Source organism: Paractinoplanes rishiriensis, from assembly GCF_016862375.1.
GTDB classification, from domain to species: domain Bacteria; phylum Actinomycetota; class Actinomycetes; order Mycobacteriales; family Micromonosporaceae; genus Actinoplanes; species Actinoplanes rishiriensis.
This window is the reverse complement of sequence record NZ_BOMV01000016.1, coordinates 25128-45241: the sequence shown is the minus strand read 5'-3', so window position 1 is coordinate 45241 and position 20114 is coordinate 25128. Positions and strand designations below refer to the sequence as shown.

Here is a 20114-nt window from a genome sequence, read left to right as displayed (position 1 = left end):
GCGTGCCTGCATGAACTCGCACGTAAGTGCCATCGAGGTAGCTCGATTCTTGATGATCGATCGGGCGAGCACACTGGCCCCAAGGGATTTCTGTAGATTCTGATGGCGTGCCATTAGTGAAATCGTCAGAAACGTCCGCCGACCGCGAGTGGCCAGCTACATCCTTCGAGGATGGTCGGAGGACGTCCCGTGCACTGGCGGTAACGCCACGACCGGAGCCACGGAGCATCCCGCGTACCGGCCGGCCCGATCCCGGTGACCATCAGCGTCGGCTGAGCCGCCGCACAAGCGGCTCGGTCGTACGCAGCCGGGGATGGACCGCGGCCCAGCTGTCAAGGATCGCCAGCCACCGCGTCGGTGTGGTGGTGCGCCGCAGCACAGCGGCCAGGTCGCGCAGGACGGACCACGCTCGTCTCGTTCCGGCCAGCCGGCGGGCGAGCCGTTCCACTGCCGGGCCGTCCAGGCCGATTCGCAGCAGGATCTCGGCGGTCGGTTCGTCCAGGCGATGCAGCACGTCACCAGCGATGCGCGCCAGGACGGTGTCGATCACGGCACCGGACGCCTCCGGGAATCGCCGAGCCACCGCGTCGAGTACGGCCAGCAGGCGGCTGATGTCGTCTCGTCCCTCGGCCAACGCGTGTTCGGCGGCCGTGACCACGGACGAGGCTTCCGCGGCGGCGAGGTCGAACCGCGTCACTGCCTCCAGCAACGCCATGCGCTCCGGGCCCGGGGAGTCCTGAAGACGGACGAGGAGATCAGCCGCGACCGCCGCAGCCAACTTCGGGTCCGGTTTCCGATCGGCAATCGCCTGAGCAATTTCCGCTGCGGAGAAGTCGCTGACCCCGGGAAGGTCACGGAACAGCCGTTCGGTCACTGCGGGATTAACGCCGTCCGGGTCGAGGGCGGCAACCAGGGCTATCGCGCCCGCGGCGTCCGCCTTCGGGAGCACCACGTCCAGTAGCCGCTCCTGATCGGAGGCGGACAGGGTGAGGTCGGGGAGCAATTCGATCCACTCGTACGGGTTGAGGGCCGCGCCGGCGGGAAGGGCGAGGAGATCGTCGAATCGGGCGGCGATCCGCGAGCGTTGGCCGGCGGTTGGCTGCAGCTCCCGTAGCGCCCAGCCTAGATCCACGGCCGTCTCGGCGGGTTCGGTCTCGATGCGGGCGGCGAGGTCTTCCGCGGCGGCCAGGCGCTGCTCCACGACGCCGGTCCAGGTGATCATTCTGGCCAGGTCCATCGCGTGGTGGCCGTTCGCCTGGGTCAGGGCCGTGGTGAGCCGCTGGGCGAGCTGGCGCCGCTCCTGGTCGTTGAGGGTCATGGCGTTCATCGCGATTTTCATCCGTCCCGCCCAGGTGGGCGGTAACTCGCCGGCCACCGTGATCGCCGCCTGCACCGTCGCCGATCGGGCCGGCTCGGCGGGACTGAACCGGTGGACCGCCTCGCACAGGGCCAGTCGCGCCTCGGCTCGCTGACCGTCGAACCGGGCCAGGAACTCGCTGACCAGCGTCTCGGACTGAGCCGGTGAACAGCCGAGGATCTCCACACTGTCCGCGAGGCGGAGCAGTTGGGGGAGCGTCGCACCGGTCCGTCGCCCGACCAACTCGTCGACGACGGCTTCCCGAACGTTCTCGGGCGGGTCGAGGGCGCGGAACCACCGGGCCCAGGTCGGAACCTCGGCAGGTGGCGTGCCGGGCAGGCGACGACGGAACTCGTCGGCCGCCTCGGCTCGTGCTGGCGCCGCGGCCCGCGAGGTCAGCCTGCTGAGGACCACCTCCACAGCGGGGACATCGCGCCACGGACCGAGGTTCGTGCCCAACCCCGTGAGGACTTCGCCGGCCTCCGAATCGGCCGGCCAGAACCGTTCGACCTGCCGCAGGAGCATCTCCTGGCGCCAGCGCTCCGCCTCCGCACGCCTCTCCAGCAGCACCGTGATGACGCGTACGCGATCCCGGGCGCCCAGCCGGCAGCGGGTCAAGGCATCAAGGATCGGCGGCAACGCGGTGCTCCGTGGAATGCCCGTCGTCGAGGTTTCCCGTTTGGCCGGCACGGCGTCGAGCCGCGCCAGCATCAGGTCGGTGACCTCACGGTCGACCGCCTCCTCCGCGCGCAGGTCACGTATCGTCTCGACGACATCAGGGATCAGATAGGACTGGCCCGCGGTGTCACCGAGCGCACGCAGCTGATCGACGAGCACCGGCGCCAGTTCCCCGGGGTCGAGCCGGCCGCCCAGCGCCCGGACCGCGGCCGGAATGCTCGGGTACGCCCGCTGCCGTAGCCGGGCATTGAGCCCGTCGATGGCCCTCGTCCGCTCGTCTGCGGCCGGTTGCACGGCGTCGAGTACCGCGGCGAGTCCGGGCTCCCACCCCCGGTTGAGGACGCCGTCGATCCGCTTGCCGCTGGCCAGGGTTTCGACCAGGGCCGTGACGAGGCGCTGACGCTGCTCCGGCTGAAGCCGCAGGTGACCGATCCACTCGGGGGTCTCGTTCTCGCGCCAGGGCAGCTCACCGCCGATCAGCCGGTCGATTTCCCGTTGCCCCGGACGGGCCCCGGCCCAGCCGTTTGCTGCGGCGACGAGCTGACCTGGTTGCCGGGGGTCCTGCGCGGCCAGTTCGAGGTTGATCAGGTGGACCTGCTCCGGCCGCCAGTCCTCCGGTGATGTCTCGACCGCGAGTCGCCGGAGCAGGCCGCGCAGCTCGCCGAACCCGTCGCGCCGATCGATCGCCGCGGCGTCGACAGGCGACCGCTCATCGCCCGCCAGCAGCCGCCGGAGCAGGTCGTCGCGTTGCTCGTGCAGGCTGAGGACGAGTGGAAGCACCTGGGTCCACTGCGAGTCATACCACAGATGCGGCTCTACCTCGGCGGGCGGCCGGTGCTGGGCTGCATGCTCGGCCACCAGGTACTCGCGGATGGAAGGGTGCAGGAACTGGCGTCTGGGCCGGGCGTCCGGATCGTACGGCAGCGCTGGGGCGACGTTGGCCACCGCGGTGCGTACCCGCTCGGTCCACGGGTGATGCGACAGCTCGAACGGCACGTCCTCCCGCCATGCGGCGAGGCCGGTCTTCTCCTCGTCAGTCGCGGCGGCCCAGGCCAACTCGCGTACCGCTGTCAGTGCTGCATTCAGGTCGACCTCGGTGGCGGCGCGCCAGTCGGCGTCGAGCAGGCGGCGCACCACTTTGCCGTACAACGAGGCCCGCCCGGCCGGCAGCTGGCCGCCCCGCTCGGCGATCAAGCAGTACATCAGGCAGAGCAGTGGCGTACGGGCCATCTCGGCGACCCCGGGGTTTTCCCGTAACCACGTCGACACCCGCTCGCGGGCCTGCGGCCGATCCGCGAGCCGAGCGTTCACCAGAGCGGTGACGTCCTCCGGGAAACGCAGCGGCCGGAGCTCGGCGATCCGGTGCCGATCGGACTTCGCGTCGAGTGCGAGCTGACGCCGCCACGAGCCGGCCCGGCTGGTCACGACGATCCGCAGCGTCCGCTGCGCCGGCATGGTCAGCTGATCCAGCAACTGCCCGGCTCTGGCAGGCGACTCGTCCAGTCCGTCGAGCACGACAAGGTAGCGTCCCGGCACCTCCAACAGGCGCCGGCGGACCGCCTCGAGGGCCCGGTCGTCGGCCCCTCCGGCGGTCGTGCGCAGCGCGGTCATGACGAGCGCAGCCCAGTCCGGCGGCGAGTCGGCAGGAAGCTCGGAGCACCGGACGAAGAGCGGGATCTCGACGCTCTCCGGGTCCGCGCCGGACCTGATCGCGGGTACCGCCGCGCGGGCCGCGTCGATAGCGATCCGGCGGGCCAGCCACGTCTTACCGGCACCCGGGCCGCCGACCAGGACCACCCGGTCGCACCGGGCCACCAGTTCCAGCGCGTCGCACACCTCGCGGTCCGCGGACGCGACGTCGTAGCCGCGATCCGGATAGGCTTCCACCGACAACCGCTGGGCGGTCGCACGCAGGGTGATCTCGTCTGATCCGGCTCGCCGGGTCCACACATCCGTGTCGAGCCCGCGTTCGACGGACTCCAGATGCCGGACCATCATGTCCGGCCCGGCTGGCTGTGGAGGCAGGAGCTCGAGAAGCGGGTTCAGGTCGACCGGATCCGGCGTGGTCAGCCGCTCGTGGCGCCACTCCAACACCACGATGACACCCGCTCCCAGCAGGGCCGCCGGGATCAGCACCCAGGTCCACCTCGTCCAGATCCAGGAGTCCGGGAGCGCGTCGGTGATCAGGTTGCCGATCACGGCCACGACGACGACCAGCAGGCCGACGCCCAGCTTGCCGGCAAGGATCCGGCGAGCTGGGCTCCGCTGAGCGTCGTCACCCACGCGCACCAGTGTGGGCTCCACCGGGCCGGCGAGGTGACGGGCATGCGACAGCCGCCACGAACAGCTTCGGTCAACATGCCGTGAATGGTTGACCGCTCGAGGCTTGGCCGGCACGCCCGAGGATCAGCCCCGATGCGACCGGAAACCTCGATGCCGACTCGTCACGGGAACATTGCTGCTTACGGGCGGGTTTGCTCGGTGGCCGTACGGGCACCGAGCTGGGCCCGCAGGGCCAGGTACTCCAGGCCCTCGCGGGTGATCGCGAGGTACGTCTTGAGGTCGAAGTCGGATACCCCGCTGCCGTGGTCCTGGCGGATCGCGTTCAGCCCGCGGGAGTCCAGCGGGCGGACGAACTGCATCGCGTCCAGATGCGTCAGCTCGCCGATCATGATTTCACCGAAACGCATCAACGCGGGCGCGTCCGCGGCGAGCTTCTCCAGGTGGATCACTTCGAACTTCGTCACCAGACCGGTGATCGCCACCTGCAGCGCCCGTACCTCCGACTCGAGGGCGCGCTGTTTCTGGGCGATGCGTTCGAAGTTCGCGCTGATCCCGCCGGGCCCGAGGGACAGGTCTTTCACCGAATACAACGACAGCTGGTCGGAGACCAGCATCGCAGCCACCACGGCAACCGCGAGCAGGATCTCCGCTGTGGACAGCCGGTTGTCCGTGGACACTGTGCCGCCGGCCACCGCGATCAGGTACCCGAGTACGAGCACACCGGCCAGCAGCAGGGCGATCCGCTTGGCGACGACCGCCCGGCCGGTGGTATCTGTCTGTACCTCCGTGTCGGTCATCCGGGCATCATGGTCCGTGTCAAGCGATTGCGCAGTCCAGTCCATGACGGAGCTCTCATCGCCGCCGTCCGCAGCAGGCACCACCCGGCGAATCCGATGGTGCCTGCATTGTCCGCTTGACGCAGGGCGTTGCGCTTGGCAACTGCCTATAAATCAGCGAGTGTAGGTTCCAAGATCGCCAAGGTCGATTTGATAGCCGTCCTGGATCTTCTCGTATTCGCCTTCAAAGTAGTCGTCTAGATATGAATGGCCAAGAATGAATCTGTCCGGCTTCACGGCGCCGTAGTAGCCGGCGTTGGCGTTGTCCTCACCGTCGAACAGCACATAGCTTCCCTGCCATCCTGAACCGGATACGCCCCAGCTGATGATGTGATCGATGTACGGGGCGAACTTGGTGAACAGTTTGTACATCAGCGCGTACTCGTACCCAAGGGCGTCGGACTGCCGGACATTGAGCACTGCCGGAGCGATCGCGCCGCCGCCGGGGGCGCTGGTCGGCATCTTCAAGTCAAACTCGGAGTAGGAAATACCGGAGACAAGGCCCTGGTCAACGAGAGTGGCATAGAGGGCCATGGCGTATTGGTTGTCGCTGGCCAGGGTCTTTCCCACCGAATCGTGTCCCTGGATACCGATGTCCTCGATAAGTGGTCTGCCGTCGTACAGCGGATCTGAGAGCCATGCGGTGTTCAGCTCGCGGACCATATTGTATACGGTCCTCGCCTTGCTGCGGGTCGCAATACCGTAATCGTTGTAGGTCAGCTTCGGGGGATTGTCAACGACGTAGGCGTCAATGCTGCCGCCGGCGTCGTGTCCGTCGAGCGTCATGTACTCGGGAAGATCAGCGTAGTTGGCTTTGTAGGCCGCCGCCATCTCGGCGTTGGGGGCCGCGATGTGCGCGTACTTGAAGAGCAGGTAGATGTAATGCTCTTCGAGGCCGCCGCCAATTAGATTGTCCGACATCGCGACCAGCCAGTTGGTGTGTTTGAGGCTGGTTCTCCAGTTGTTCGGATCCTGGGGGATGAGTTCGCCGTGGCGGCTTTCGTGGACCTCTTCGTTGAGTACGTCCCATGAATTGAATGGGATTACTCCGCGGGATGCGCTTGAACCATACTTCGCATCTGTGGTCAGGAAGTGCCGCATCACATGCATGGTGTGATTGAACTGCACCCTCCTGGACATTTCTTTGTCTACCGGAACCTTGGTAGCAACGCCGTTGCCCAATCCGTAGAAATTGGTTGTGCCGTTATATCCGGCGGGAAGGTTCGCGGGGATAATCTGTCTCATCCATGCGGGGGCCTGGTTGTACCATGCCAGGACGTGGGCGTGAGACTTGTACTCTCCGGGAGTTCCGGAATCCCTGATCGCTTGATAAGCGTCGGTCGGGAAATTGTATTCACCTAGGCCGGGCGTGGTGTCCGCACCACTCAATGCCTCGCCAGTAACGCTCTTCAGCCAGCTTGGGCCGAGGGGATGAGTGCTCTCGGCTTTGAGGTTGTTGCCGTCGACAAAGATCTTGTAGTGCCGGGCTCTGGTTCCGGTTACTGGTCCGGTTCCGATTGCGCCGACCATGAACCGCTCGTTTTCCCTGTTGTAAACACTCTTCAGCGGCGCTACGACGCTCTGGTTTTCCCTGTTGACAACGTCGGGAAGCGCAACGCCGTTGGGGTCGGGTGCGGTTATCTTGATATCGGCGACAAGAAGCGTGCCAGTTTCTGCGGGACGACTTGTCTCGCCATGGAGCTCAAGAACGAAGTTCGAGGACATGCCTACCGAGGAGGTAACGCTGTGGTGCGCCCGCAACCAGCTTTCACCGTTGTAGCTGCCGACCCAGTCGGGGTTGAGATTGTTGTACTCGTAATCTCTGAGGTAGCTATCGAGGTTGGAGTCGATGTTTCTTATCCTCCACCTCATGTACTTCCCCTGCGCGCTCTTGGGATAGTACACATCAAACTCAATAGTTGAGCCTTCGGGGACGTCTACCGTCGGAGACAACGGAGATTGAACGGTGATTCCGCCGAACGTGCTCGTCCCGTTATGGGCATAATTGATCTTGAGCAGATCAGATTTGCCTTCGGAATCCGCAAAAGGATACGGGATCAGCTCGTACGTGCCACCGGCAAAGTCGGCGGGGACGCGGCTGTCAAGCGGGGCTCTTGCGGTCCAGGAATTGGTGGGCGCGGAAATTTCTATAGCTAATTTTCCGGGGCCCGGATCAAGGCGAAAATAAGGATCCGAACCGTTCGCTTTGATCTTGCCAGCGAAGTCCTCCATTGCGTTTTCAAGCCAGGCTGTGGCTTCGTCGGCCCAGAAAATCGGTGCCCTGCGGGCGAACCAAAGCGCGAGATCAAGACCTTTGGTTTCGCGGGCGTACACCCATGGGAAAGCCTTGTTTACATCGGATCCGTCGCGAGTACGGGAAATCTGGAGCGGGAATTCCGCGTTGCCGGCCCGCAGAGCTTCGGCTTGTGCGATGAGCTTGTTCAGTTCATCAATAATGTCGGAATGTCGGGCGCTCTCAAGCTCCACGGCTCCAACTTTGTCGGCGCCGTTCCGGGGAAGTGTCGGTTCGCCTTCGGCCGCAGCGGCCGGGACGGGGGCAACCGCGAATACGGAGAACAGTATGATGACTGCGAGACAGCGGTAGGATTTGATTAATGATCTATCACTCTTCATTTTTCAGTTGCTCCTTTTCTTGAGGCAACTTGCTAAAGGCTCTGGCCAAGGATGCGTTCAGGGCCGCATCGGCGACCAACCCCGTAGCTGACACCTCGCCCATTCCCCGAGGGCGGGCCTTGTCGGAAAAGTCTGTTCGCCCCGAGTCGACGGGCAGCCGCCTCGCTGCCAACTCTCCGGAGTTCGACACCCGGCCCTGCTGGCTGTGCAGCGCGGCCAGGCCCGAAACTTGCGGTCTCTACCCGATACTTGCGAAGAACTTAGGAGCCCGAGCATGGGCGTGTCAAGGTTCGTCTAACTGCTGGACACCTGGCCGTGAACGCGACGCTTTAGGACAGTGGGTGCCGGTCGCAACTGGCGATCTTGAGCATGGGATGGCGCGCCGAACGCACGATCGACTCGCGGTGAGGTCCAACTGCCGCCGGCGGCGTCGGCGGTGTGCAGGTCCCGGCCGCCGGGCCACGGAGGCTTGGGCGGGCAGGTCCCGTTGATTTCCCGGCCCCGAAAAGTGCACCGCACAGCGAGGTCTTTCCAATGCCGGTGTGGCGGGTGAATCTTCGAACGTAATGTGCCGGATCGCGTCCGAGTTCAAACCGGTGGTTGTCCCAGGATCTCGCGGAGCATCTGGGCCATGAACTCGCGTTTTTCCTTTTCCTCGCCGGTCGGATCGGTCACCCGGAAGCCGAGGAGGTGGACTTCGCCGGTCGGCACGTCGTCAGGGTGGCTCGGGCCCTCGGTGACGAAGCCGAAGAGGTGACGCTGTGCCGCCTGTCCGAGGTCGAGCGGGTGGAAAGGCAGCGGGTACGGGTCCTCGCCGGTGGACACGACGGGGTGCTCGCCGGCCCAGTACGGCGTCTCGAACGGCAGTGGCTCGCCGATGTTCTCGATGATGCCGCCGTCCGGGGACACGGTGAGCGAACGGACGAGCACGCCGTCGGACCACGCCGCACAGGAGAGCCAGTCCACGACCGAATGCGTGCCGAGTGTCGCAATCCGCCTGCCGCTGCCAATCCGCTGCAGGTGCTCGGGCAGCGTTGCCGGATTGTCGAACGTGAGCCGCCGGTCGCAAATTATGTCCAGGTCCGCGGAACTCGACGCGAACACCACGTCGTCCGGTGGATAGGTGGCGTACCGCAAGGCAGTGCCACCGATCGGCTCGACGAGGTATCCGGGATGGATCATCTCGACGAATTCCTTCGTGCGGTCGATGTCCGCGACCGGCCGGCTGCGCAGCCGCGCCGGGATGTCGTCGCCGAACGCCAGGATGCCCGTTCTCTCGCCCACATCCCGAACCATAGCCGCCGGGTGACAGTCACTGTGACGTCGAGACCTGCGGCCTTGTCAGTGCCGCCGGTCAGCTCCGATGACTCGGCCGGCGCGGTTGAAGTGTGAAACGGGCTTGCCGACTCAGGGCATATCGCTCACGTCACCGCGTGTCCGATGGGCAGGTGGCCCAACCTAAATGGAGGATCGCCATCGCGTCGGAACCATCCTCCATCGAGATGTAGCTCGTGCTGTTCTTGACGTCCGAGGTCCCCGCCATGGCTCGCAGCTCAGTGTTGACGTTAAGGTTGCGCTGCCCACCGCAGGGCGCGTAGATCATCGCGGCCAGTGGGATCCAGTCTGTGATCTGCCATTCGTCATCGAGCGGTCCGGTGAAGTTTTGCCTGCCGTAGACCGTCTGGGATTGGCCCTGGAAGTAGTAATTCGCCCGGACGATCGCGGCGGCGCCCGTCGCAAGGCTGGCAAAACCGCGGTAATCCGCCGAGGTGATCGCGTACGTGAACCCGGTGGGCACATTGACGCTCAGGTTGAGCTGGCAGTTCTTCCGCCAGTCGGTGGGCGTGGCACCCACGCCTACGAGGGCCGTGTAGTTGAGGGCGCCGCCTCTGACCGTTATGGCCGTGTTATCGGGCGACATCGTGGCCGTGGCCGTGGCGCCGGGGCAGCCCGAGCCGTTGGCCGTTACCAGATCGACTGCGACCTGGTCGGATGGGGGCGGACTTGCGGAGGCCAGGCTGAGGCCGACGGCGTGAGCGGGGGTCGGGACGAGGACAGTCCCAGCCGTTGCGAGCGTGGCGCACAAGCTGTGAAGCGCCTTCCGCATGGCACTCCTCCCGGGAAGAGGCTCGGGTGGGCCTCCGTTCTGCCACCATGGGGTTCGCCATCGACAGTAGTCAATGTCCGTTTCTGTCGGCAATACCGGATGGCAACGGCCATTGCTCGGCGAGCGTCAACAGAGTGCTCATGATTGATCGGGGAGCATTCCGAAATGGTGCTTTGTCGGGCGGCGACGCGATCGGTGGTGTCGGCTTTTGGAAACGCCGGTTCCGGCGGGCTCCGGACCGCTTCTACGCTGGCGCCGCGAGGTGGTGCGAGATGGCGCAGGTGACGATCGTCGTCCACGACGAGGATGCCGACGAGCAGCGGCTGGACGAGGTTACCCGCCGGCTGCGCCGGGAACTGGCCGACCTCGACGCGGCGGTGGAGGGCGCGCCGGGTGGTCCCGCGCCGCTCGGTGCCCGGGCGGTCGAGCTGGCCGCGATCGGCACCATCATCGTGACGTTGTCCCAGTCGGTGGTGCTCGCGGCGGTCGTCAACGCGATCTCCGCCTGGCTTACCCAGCGCCGGCAGGGCAGCGTACGGGTCGAGATGGACGGCGAGGTGCTGGAGCTGTCCGGCTCGCCCACGCCGGAGCAGCGCCGGCTGACCGACGCCTGGTTGCGCCGCCGCGAGTCCGCCGAGTCGCTGGCTGCCGGCGGCGGCGTTGTAGAGCCGGGGCCGGGTGGCGGCCGCTATGCGCTGATCGTCGCCAGTTATGCGTATGACGACCCGGGCCTGCGCCGGCTGCACGCTCCGGCGCACGATGCGGAACGGCTGGCCCGGGTGCTGAGCGACCCGGGGATCGGCGGGTTCCAGGTGCAGTCGGTGATCAACGAGTCCGGCCCGGTGGTGAACGAGGCGGTGGAGGACTTCTTCGCCGACCGTACCGCCGACGATTTGCTGCTCTGCTATTTCTCCGGGCATGGGGTGAAGGACCCGGACGGCGAGCTGTTCTTCGCCGCCGCATCGACCAAGCTGCACCGGCTCGGCGCGACGGCGGTCGCCGCCGAGTTCGTTAACCGGCGGATGACCCGCAGCCGGTCGCGGCGCATCGTGCTCATCCTGGACTGCTGCTATGCCGGCGCGTTCGGGCGCGGCATGGTCGCCCGCGCCGGCGACGCGATCGCGATCGAGGACCAGTTCGGCGGGCATGGGCGCGCGGTGATCACCGCCTCCAGCGCGATGGAGTACGCGTTCGAGGGCCAGCTACTCGCCGAGACCGGCCCCGGCCAGCCGTCGGTCTTCACCAGCGCGCTGGTCACCGGGCTGGAGACCGGCGACGCCGACCGTGATCAGGACGGCTTCATCGGCCTCGACGAGCTGTACGACTATGTCTACGACCGGGTCCGCCGGGCCACCCCGCACCAGACTCCCGGCAAGTGGACGTTCGACGTGCAGGGTGACCTCTACCTGGCCCGCCGCAGCCGGCCGGTCACCACCCCGGCGCGACTGCAGCCGGAGCTGCAGGAGGCGATCGAACACCCGCTCACCGGCGTGCGGCTGGGCGCGGTCACCGAGCTGGAGCGGCTGCTGCGCGGCCGGCACGCGGGGACGGCGCTGGCCGCGCGGCTGGCGCTGGACCGCCTGGCCGAGGACGACAGCCGCAAGGTGTCGGCGGCGGCCGCCGCGGCGCTCGGCTCGGCGGCACCGCCCGCGCCGGACGCCGAGGCCCCGTCGCCCCGGCCGGCCGCCGAGGCCGCGCCGCCCGCGGCGGTGGTCCCGCCGGAGCCCGCATTGCGTACGCCCGAGCCGGTGCCTCCCGCCGAAGTCGCACAGCCGCCTGCGGCGGTGAACATCCCGCCCATGTCCGACGCGGCATCGCCCGCCACGACCCGAGAACCGCCCGCGCGCCGGGTCGGCGTCCGGTTGGTGCCCGCTCAGGTTCTCGCGGCTCTGGGTGGCGTTCTGCTGGTGCTTGGCTTCGGCATGCGGCTGGGAGATCCCGCTCCGCTGACACCCGTCACCGAGCAACTCCGGTCGGCCACGTTCGGGCTGTGGGCACTCGTCGCGGCCGCGTTGCTGTTTGCGATGCTGGCACCGTACAAGAAAGAACGCGATGTCGCCCAAGGGGCGGCAATCGGTCTCGCCGCCGGCCTGCTCGGCCTGCTCGTCGGCGTGGTCAGCTACCGCTCCTTCCAGACTATGGTGGAGGCCGGTTTCTACCTCGCGGCGGGCGGCGCCGTGCTGGTCCTGGCCGGCGTCACGCTCCCGGTGCTGCCGCGGCCGCGCGGGATCATGCCGGTCGCGACGGTGGTCAGCGCGACGCTTGCCCTGGTCGCGGTGGCCGTCACCATTGTCGTCCCGGACGCGGTTGCGGTTTTCCTTGAGCAGGGTGACCACGTGGTGTGGGCGATGCTCGTGTTCGTGGCGGGGTCGCTGCTCGCCGTCGTGGCGGTGGCCGCGTCCGTGCTGCGCTGGCGCACCACGCGGGCCCGGCCGGCGTTCCTCCTCGGTGCGCTGTCGGCCGCGCTGGTGGTCGCCGCGCTCGTGTGGACCCTTGTCCAGGATGCCGGCCGCGCCGAACGGGTGGCGTACTCGATCGTGCTCGTCGCTGCTCTCCTGGTCGTCGCGCTGATCGGCGAAGACCGGCCGGTGCTGCTGCTTTCGGCCCGGCTGTCGGTGATCGCCATGCTGCTGATGCAGGTGCCGTCCGGGTCGAGGGCCGATCCCGCCGATGCGGCCGGACGCTTCGTGCTCGTGGCTCTCGCCGCGGCCGCGGCGGTGGGCGCCTTCTCGGCCGGCCGTGGCCAGACCGACGTTGGTTAGCGTCGCCGCGGCAACCGGTCACCTCTCCGACGACCGTGACGGAGCCGGTCCAAGTCCAGACTCACGCCCAATGAGACCCACCGGAAGTGGCGTTAGACTCGCCGGCCATGGGACCGCTCATCTTCAGCCTCAACCTCACCCTGGACGGTTGCGTCGACCACCAGGAGGGGATCGCTGACGACGAGACGCACGCCTTCTTCACCCGTCTCATGGACGAGAGCGGGGCGATGCTGTGGGGTCGCGTCACCTACGAGATGATGGAGAGCTACTGGCCGGCTGTCGCCCGCGGCGACGAGGACGTGCCGCCGGCCATGCGCGAGTGGGCGGTCAAGCTGGAGGCCAAACCCAAGTACGTGGTGTCCTCGACGCGCAAGGACTACTCGTGGGCCAACAGCCACCACATCGCCGGCGATCTACGCGAGGGCGTGCAGCAGCTCAAGGACGCGACCCCGGACGGGGTCCTCCTCGGAAGCGGCAAGCTCGCGACCGAGCTCGACCGGCTGGACCTGATCGACGAGTACCAGCTGCTCGTCCACCCCCGGATCGCCGGCCACGGCCCGACGCTGCACCAGGGCGGGCTGCCCGGCACGCGCCAGCTCGAGCTGCTCTCGGCGAAGCCGCTCCGCAACGGCGCGGTGGCCATGCACTACCGCCGCGCGCGCTGAATCACTGAGGCGGCAGGGCCGCTGTTGAAGCAAGTTTACGCGGCTGCGAACGACCACAGCTGGTTGTTGGCTCCGTTGCATGTCCGCTGTTGGATGTTGCCGCCGTTGACCGTCGACCAGGCGTTCACGTCCAGGTGCTTACCGCTGTGGCGGGGTCGGAGCTGGGCGAAGGCGCCGGTAGCGACTACCTGCCATTGCCGCACCGTTGGGATTTGGTTTGTGTCCGGAGATCGACACGAACCGATGGCCAACCGTCGGCCAGCCTATCTACGACGATTGCACTGCCATAGCAAACACGGAAGCCGCCCAGGAAGCTTCACCCGGGCGGCCTTCTTCTTTATGGATCAGGCGCTGGCGCAGGGACATATCGCGGAGCCACACCACGCGGGAGGAACCGTTCGCGGTGCCGGATTCGAGCCGACGTGGTCTCTTAACTCCTGATCCGGCATCGCGGCGATCGATGGACGGCCCCGAGCACGCACTCCCAGATCGCAAACAGGCTCCGAGGGTCTCCGCCCCGACCGTCGCCTGCAGACGGTGTCCGCAGCGGGGCACACTCTTGGCTAGCTCGATGTCGGCCCACTGGTGCACCGTGGCGGGAGGGGTGTTTATCGTCGTACGAACTGACAGCAGGTAATGGCTCAGGACACCGGCTGGTGGCTCACGTGCCGCAGAAGGTGCGGTACGCCCCGAAATCCGGCGGCGCGGGCGCGGCGAAGCGCTCCTGCCCAGGGCGCTGCTCGTACGGTGACGTCACCACGGCCAGCAGGTGCTCGAACGGGGCCATGTCCCCGTCGGTGGCCGCCGCAAGGGCCTCTTCGACCAGGTGATTACGGGGGATGTAAAGCGGGTTCACGCTGTCCATTGCTGCGCCGTCCGGTTCGAGGGCACGCCAGCGCGCAACCCAGTCCTGGGCTGCTTCTGGATCGGCGAAGAGCCCGCGGACCGGGCCGATGTCGCCGCGGGCGGCCGCGGCAAGCGCTCGGAAGAAGGAGGTGTAGTCCACGCGGCTCTCGTGCAGCCGGGGCAGCAGCTCGTCGACCAGCGTCGACACCGCCGTCTTGTCCGCATCCTCGGTCAGGCCCAGCTTCGCGCGCATTCCCTCGGACCAGACTGCCGAGTACTGCCGGCGGTATCCGCTGAGCGTTTCTGTAGCGAGCCCGACCGCCTGCGCCTGGTCTTCGTGCAGCAACGGAAGTACGGCTTCGGCGAGGCGGGCAAGGTTCCACTCCGCCACGAGCGGCTGATTGCCGTACGCGTAGCGCCCGGCGTGGTCGATAGAGCTGAAGACCGTCGCTGGGTCGAAGGCCTCCAGGAACGCGCAGGGGCCGTAGTCGATGGTCTCGCCCGAGATCGTCATGTTGTCGGTGTTCATGACCCCGTGGACGAATCCGGTGAGCATCCACTGCGCTACCAAGGACGCCTGAGCGGCGATCACCGCTTGCAGCAGAGCAAGGTACGGCCGGTCCGCCGCGGCCGCTGCCGGATGGTGGCGGGCGATAGCGTGGTCGGCGAGACGGCGCAGCAGGTCGACGTCGCCGGTTGCGCGGGCGTACTGGAAGCTGCCGACGCGTAGGTGACTGGACGCGACTCGGGCGAGCACCGCGCCCGGCAGCGGCGTCTCGCGGTACACCTCGCGTCCCGTGGCCACGACGGCCAGAGACCGAGTGGTCGGGATCCCGAGGGCGTGCATGGCCTCGCTGATCAAGTATTCGCGTAGCATCGGGCCGACCGCCGCCAGCCCGTCGCCGCCGCGCGCGAACGGCGTCCGCCCCGAGCCCTTGAGGTGCAGGTCGCGCAGGCGGCCGTCGCGGCCGATCCGCTCGCCCAGCAGCAGCGCACGTCCGTCACCGAGGCGAGGGGCGAACCCGCCGAACTGGTGCCCGGCATACGCCTGCGCGACCGGGGTGACGCCGGCCGGAAGCGTGGTCCCGGTCAGCAGGCCAACTCCGTGCTGCGTGCGCAGCCAAGCGGGTTGCAGGGCGAGTTCCGAGGCCAGCGGCTCATTGAGCACCAACAGACGCGACTCGGGTGGATCCTCGGCACGCCACGGAACGGCCATCTCGGGAAGGTCACTCGCGAACCGGGTACCCAAAGTGACGGTCGAGGCCGATGTGATGCTCATTCATCCAGCGTACGTGGCCATAGTCTCGCGCTGGCGGCTCTCGATCGGCGCCAGCATCAGCAACAGCGATGAGCTCGAGCGTGCCGCATACGCCGCAGCGACGACATATTCTGGGCTCCGCTACCGTGATCTGGCGCGGCATACTCCAGCCGCCCAGCGGCGGTGAGCGATCCGTTGGTGAGCTTACCGATCCTGGTGCGCCAGTCCGGTGGTCTCCCGGCATCTGCAATGCGCCCGCTCCACCGGACTGGTGACTGAGCCGCGTTGCACGTGCGACTCGCGGGTCGGCGCTGCCCCGCTCGGAACGACCCAGCCCACCTCTGTCACCTCAAGATCAAGCCAACGCGTCGGCGTTCGCTTCGAGGTCGTCGTCAATCATCGAACTCGCGGTCAAAGTACTGAATCGGACGTAGCGAACGCTCCACCATAAGCACCCCTGGCTGAGGACGCCACAGCCCTGACAGCCTCGTACCGGCAATAAGCCACGGCACTGCCGCTCGGCGGCTCACACACCGGGATCCCCAAGGCAGCGGCCGCTCACCGACTCACCACTCGGATCGCGGCTACTTGTTTTATTGATCTACGACCGCAGCCCGGCCAGGCTTGGTCGAGGTGACCGGCGGGATCGCTCGCTCGCGGCTGCCCACCGCGGTTTGGTGTGGCTCACTCATGGCATGCGCCCTGCCGGTCACCGCGGCGCGGAGTGGCTATTAGAGGGGACTGCCCAGCTCAAAGTAGCGCTGCCCTCCCGTCGACACATTGTCGAACGTAAGGGAGAGCCAGCAGGTGGCCCAGGTCATCATCGGGGTGGACCCGCATAAGCGTTCCGCGACCGTCGAGGTCTTCGACCAGCGCGAACGCGTCCTCGGCCGCGGGCGGGTTCGGCACCGACCGCGACGGTTACCAGGCGATGCTCGCCGCCGGCCGTGAACACACCGGCCGAGTGGGCGGTCGAGGGTTGCAGTGGCATCGGCCGGCACGTCGCCCAGCGCCTGCTCGCCGACGGCGGGACCGTGGTAGACGTGCCGGCGAAGCTGTCGGCCCGGGCCCGCGTGTTCTCCACCGGTCAGGGCCGTAAGACCGACCCGGTCGACGCGCACAGCGTCGCCGTCGTCGCCCTGCGGACCCCTGACCTGCGGCAAGTCGTCATTGACGACACGACCGTGGCGTTGCGGCTGTTGGTTGACCGCCGCGACCAACTCGGCCGCTCCCGGACCGAGATCGTGTTCCGGCTGCATCACCTGCTGCTCGAGCTGGTGCCTGGCGGGGCGATGAAGTTCCTGTCCGCCCAGCAGGCCCGGGCCCTGCTCAACACCGTCCGGCCGCGTGACGTCGTCGGAAAGACCCGCCGCTGGCTGGCCTCCGAATTGATCCATGAGCTCGTCACGATCGACAAGAAGATCAAGGTCGCGAACCAGGAACTGACCGAACTCGTGTCCGCGACCGGAAGCCGGCTGCAGCAGTTGCATGGCATCGGCCAGTCCGGCGCCGCGCGCCTGATCGGCGACATCGCCGACATCAGCCGCTTTACCAGCCGCGCCCACTTCGCGTCCTGGAACGGCACCGCACCCATCGACGCGTCCTCCGGCGACCAGAACCGCCACCGGCTCTCCCGGGCTGGGAACCGGCGCATCAACTCCGGTTCTGCACATCATGGCAGTCGTCCAGCTTTGCAACGACACCGAAGGCCGCCGCTACTACCGGTGCAAACTCGCCCAGGGCAAAACCACGATGGAAGCCATGCGCGCCCTGGAACGGCGGCTTTCCGACGTCGTCTACCGGCAGATGACCGCTGACGCGAGACGGCTCGAGACGGGCCCGGGAGGACACGTGGGGGCGACTCTTCAATCCAGCGCGGCCGACCCGAACCCCTGGGCCGACACTTCGGAGAAGTCACTTCCCGGACCCGCCGAACCACAGCCTAGAACACTGGTGCCGGCCACGCCTTGATGACACAGAGGGGTGCCATGAGCGGACGTCAAGGTGGTGGCGATGGACTTGTACCGCCCGTGCACTGATCATGAGCTCATGGGGACCATAAGAACGCAGCGCAGTGCAGCGACAGCAGTATCACGCCCTGACCATGACAGTTGCGGTAGCTGACACAGTGCTGTTTGTCTTGGAAGGTAGGTCGCTGCCGAATGGGTCTCCTTCGGTGTCGGTCAGGGCAGGTTGGTCAGATCGTCCTGGATGCGGCGGGCGGTCTCGTGCAGAGGTTGCTCTGCGCCGATCACAACTTCGGGTACGTCGCTCAGGCGGTCGTCGGCGCGGTACCAGCGAGCCATCTCCTGCACGCCAAATGCGTCGGCGAGGGGCCGGGTGGCGTGACGGCGTGCGGTTTCGTCGAATGTGAGCGCGAAGTAGCAGAAGACCGACGGGTGCTCGGCATGCAGGGCATGCAGCATCGAGCCGTAGCGGGCGGCGTCCAGGATGCCCTCGACGATGACGTCGCGGCCGCCGGCGAGCGCCAGTCGTGCGCAGCATTCGATCATGTCGACCGTGAGGGGTCGCTGGGCTAGGCCGTCTTCGTCGATGATGGTCCGCCGGATGTTGTCCTGCTCTATCCACACGAACCGGCCCGGATGCCGGCGGCGCAGCTCCCGCGCCGTCGTCGTCTTGCCCGACCCGGAGTTGCCACGTAGCACGACCAACCGGCCGCGGCGCTTCGTCTCGTCCGTCACCGAACCATGATCGTCCAGTACCGGAAACGAATCCGGTGGGGACGCCCACCGTCCCAGAGCGATCGTTCGCCGGCATCACCGAGGCTGGGCTATACGTCGGAGGTACCTAAGCCGCCAGGATCTGGTCGGGTGCCGGGTGATCAACGATCGGCGGGTGAGCGCTGCTGTTCTGCACTGCCCGGATCGCGGCTAGATGAGGATGTGCTGGGTTACTCATAGGCAAGCCCTGACAGCTACTCGACGACCGTTCTGGACCTGATTGCCGCCCGTAAGTCGTCGCGTCCGCCGCCCTCTACGAGTTACGCGAGGAGTAGGCCAAACTCGCCGCCGAGTGGCCGGAACGAGGGCGAGCTGGCCAACCTGGCGACCACCCGCCAGGCTCTAACCAAGATCCTCGAAGGCGAAGTGGCGCCTCATTCGCCGTAGGCGCACCCGATTCTGCCGTGAAGGTGATCTAGAAATTCGCATCCCGTGCAGGTCAAGTGCGCCTTGTTTCGTCACCCTCGATCAGCGAAAATCCAACTCTGAACGGGGCGGTTAAGGTGTCGGGTGTGCTCGATCCGTCACCCTACGGGATCTTCCTCAATTATCGTCGCAAGGATTCCGCGCCCTACGCGCGTCTCCTGCGTGAAGAGCTGACCAAGCGTTTCCCGGGTACACGCGTCTTCATAGACGTCGAGTCGATCGAGGCCGGGCAGGACTTCGCCGAGGTGATCAGGCAGGCGGTCGAGTCGTGCGCAGTGCTGGTCGCGCTTGTCGGTCCACGCTGGGCGACGATCGAGGGCCGGGACGGGCGGCGGCTCGACGATCCGGGTGACCTCGTGCGCGAGGAAATCCGGACGGCGTTGCAGATGGGCGTGCGGGTGATCCCGGTGCTGGTGGACGACGCGAAACCACTGTGGGGAGAGGATCTTCCCGACGATCTGCTGAACCTCGCCCGGTTGAATGCGCTCAAGTTGAGCCACGACCGCTACGAAGACGACCTGCGGCGTCTGTTGTCGGTCATCGAGAGGATCCTTGCGGAGCCGGCCGCCGGGCCCGACACCCCAGACCCGGAAGCCCTCCGGCGCATCGGGGCCGCCGAGGTCGCCATCCTGCGGCATCCGTCCAAGGTCGGCCTGTTCGGGTCCAGGAACGTCCACGCCGTGGCGTTCTCTCCGGACGGATCGCTGCTGGCCAGCGGCAGCGACGACAAGAGCGTACGGCTCTGGGAACTGCCCGGCGGTAAGATCCGGCAGGTGCTGGCTCACCCGGCAACGGTGACCGACGTCGTGTTCAGCCCGGCCGGCGAACTGATAGCGACCGGTAGCACGGACGGAAGGGTGCGGGTGTCGGACATCGCGACCGGCGAGACGAGGCACACGCTGGGCAGCTATCCCCTTCTGGAGGGGGTCGCGTTCAGCCCGGACGGGCGGCTGCTGGCCTGCGGGGCCGGGCCTGAGGTGCTGATCTGGGAAATGCCCGGCGGTGAATTCCATCGCACGGTGCCGATCGGCGGTTGGCTGACCAGGGTGGCCTTCAGCCCGGACGGTAACAGGCTGGCTGCAACGGGGGGCGGAGGTGACATCGTCGTCTGGAATCTCCTGAACGACGTACCGGTCTTCAGGCTAGACAAGCGTTCCGGGTCGCCGATCAAGGCGGTGGCGTTTAGCGCCGATGGTCGATTTCTGGCCACCGTGGACGGCGTGAATGTCCGTCTGTGGGAGCCTCCGGCGGAAAAGCCACGCGTTACCCCAGGCATCGATGTCGGAACCAGCGCGGTCGCATTCAGTCCCGACGGTCGCAACATGGCCGCAAGCAGCTCCGTCGGGAGGAAGGTGCGGGTGTGGGATCTGGCCGACGATCTCCAAGAGGCCCTGCACCTCGACCACCGCAACTACCCGAACGCAGTGGCGTACAGCCCGGACGGGCAACTACTAGCGGTGGGCACCGGGGGTAACCGAGTCGTGCTGTGGCGCCTCGTCTCGGCCGAAGGATAAGGACCAA

At 67.0% G+C, this 20114-nt stretch carries 12 protein-coding genes; 4 read left to right on the top strand and 8 right to left on the bottom strand.

The features are described from left to right. Positions 1 to 262: 262 nt before the first annotated feature. From Ari01nite_RS10585 to Ari01nite_RS10565, 5 genes are all read right to left on the bottom strand, one after another. Positions 263 to 4318, bottom strand: coding sequence for an NACHT domain-containing protein (locus Ari01nite_RS10585; RefSeq protein ID WP_203780984.1), 4056 nt, complete (start codon positions 4316 to 4318; stop codon positions 263 to 265). A 179-nt stretch (positions 4319 to 4497) separates the two neighbouring features. Next, entirely contained in the window at positions 4498 to 5115 is a 618-nt protein-coding gene (locus Ari01nite_RS10580) for a hypothetical protein (RefSeq protein WP_203780983.1), read from the bottom strand. A 153-nt stretch (positions 5116 to 5268) separates the two neighbouring features. Beyond that, positions 5269 to 7788 (bottom strand): endo-1,4-beta-xylanase, encoded by a 2520-nt coding sequence (locus Ari01nite_RS10575; protein WP_203780982.1) that lies wholly within the window; start codon positions 7786 to 7788, stop codon positions 5269 to 5271. Positions 7789 to 8376: 588 nt separating this feature from the next. Beyond that, entirely contained in the window at positions 8377 to 9072 is a 696-nt protein-coding gene (locus Ari01nite_RS10570; RefSeq protein WP_203780981.1) for a DUF6928 family protein, read from the bottom strand. 142 nt (positions 9073 to 9214) lie between these two features. Further along, positions 9215 to 9874 (bottom strand): DUF4360 domain-containing protein, encoded by a 660-nt coding sequence (locus tag Ari01nite_RS10565; protein WP_203781003.1) that lies wholly within the window; start codon positions 9872 to 9874, stop codon positions 9215 to 9217. Between the two features lie 293 nt (positions 9875 to 10167). Here Ari01nite_RS10565 and Ari01nite_RS10560 point away from each other — a divergent pair, with 293 nt between their 5' ends. Together Ari01nite_RS10560 and Ari01nite_RS10555 are read left to right on the top strand one after the other, a co-directional pair. Further along, positions 10168 to 12657: an effector-associated constant component EACC1 gene (locus Ari01nite_RS10560; protein WP_203780980.1), complete on the top strand. Its 2490-nt coding sequence runs from the start codon at positions 10168 to 10170 to the stop codon at positions 12655 to 12657. A gap of 107 nt (positions 12658 to 12764) precedes the next feature. Further along, on the top strand, positions 12765 to 13322 hold the full coding sequence (locus Ari01nite_RS10555) for a dihydrofolate reductase family protein (RefSeq protein WP_203780979.1): 558 nt from the start codon (positions 12765 to 12767) through the stop codon (positions 13320 to 13322). Positions 13323 to 13357: 35 nt separating this feature from the next. On the opposite strand, the gene Ari01nite_RS10550 is transcribed toward Ari01nite_RS10555, so the two are convergent. Next, entirely contained in the window at positions 13358 to 13525 is a 168-nt protein-coding gene (locus Ari01nite_RS10550; protein ID WP_239162641.1) for an RICIN domain-containing protein, read from the bottom strand. A 458-nt stretch (positions 13526 to 13983) separates the two neighbouring features. Continuing rightward, a complete protein-coding gene (locus Ari01nite_RS10545; protein WP_203780977.1) occupies positions 13984 to 15447 on the bottom strand; it encodes a protein adenylyltransferase SelO in 1464 nt (487 codons plus the stop codon). Positions 15448 to 16373: 926 nt separating this feature from the next. Here Ari01nite_RS10545 and Ari01nite_RS10540 point away from each other — a divergent pair. Further along, complete coding sequence (locus Ari01nite_RS10540; protein ID WP_239162640.1) at positions 16374 to 17243, top strand: transposase; 870 nt, start codon at positions 16374 to 16376, stop codon at positions 17241 to 17243. A gap of 366 nt (positions 17244 to 17609) precedes the next feature. Here the strand turns inward: Ari01nite_RS10540 and Ari01nite_RS10535 are convergent, their stop codons facing one another. Then, positions 17610 to 18128 (bottom strand): AAA family ATPase, encoded by a 519-nt coding sequence (locus Ari01nite_RS10535; RefSeq protein ID WP_203780976.1) that lies wholly within the window; start codon positions 18126 to 18128, stop codon positions 17610 to 17612. Between the two features lie 551 nt (positions 18129 to 18679). Here Ari01nite_RS10535 and Ari01nite_RS10530 point away from each other — a divergent pair. Beyond that, positions 18680 to 20107: a toll/interleukin-1 receptor domain-containing protein gene (locus tag Ari01nite_RS10530; RefSeq protein ID WP_203780975.1), complete on the top strand. Its 1428-nt coding sequence runs from the start codon at positions 18680 to 18682 to the stop codon at positions 20105 to 20107. Positions 20108 to 20114: the final 7 nt, after the last annotated feature.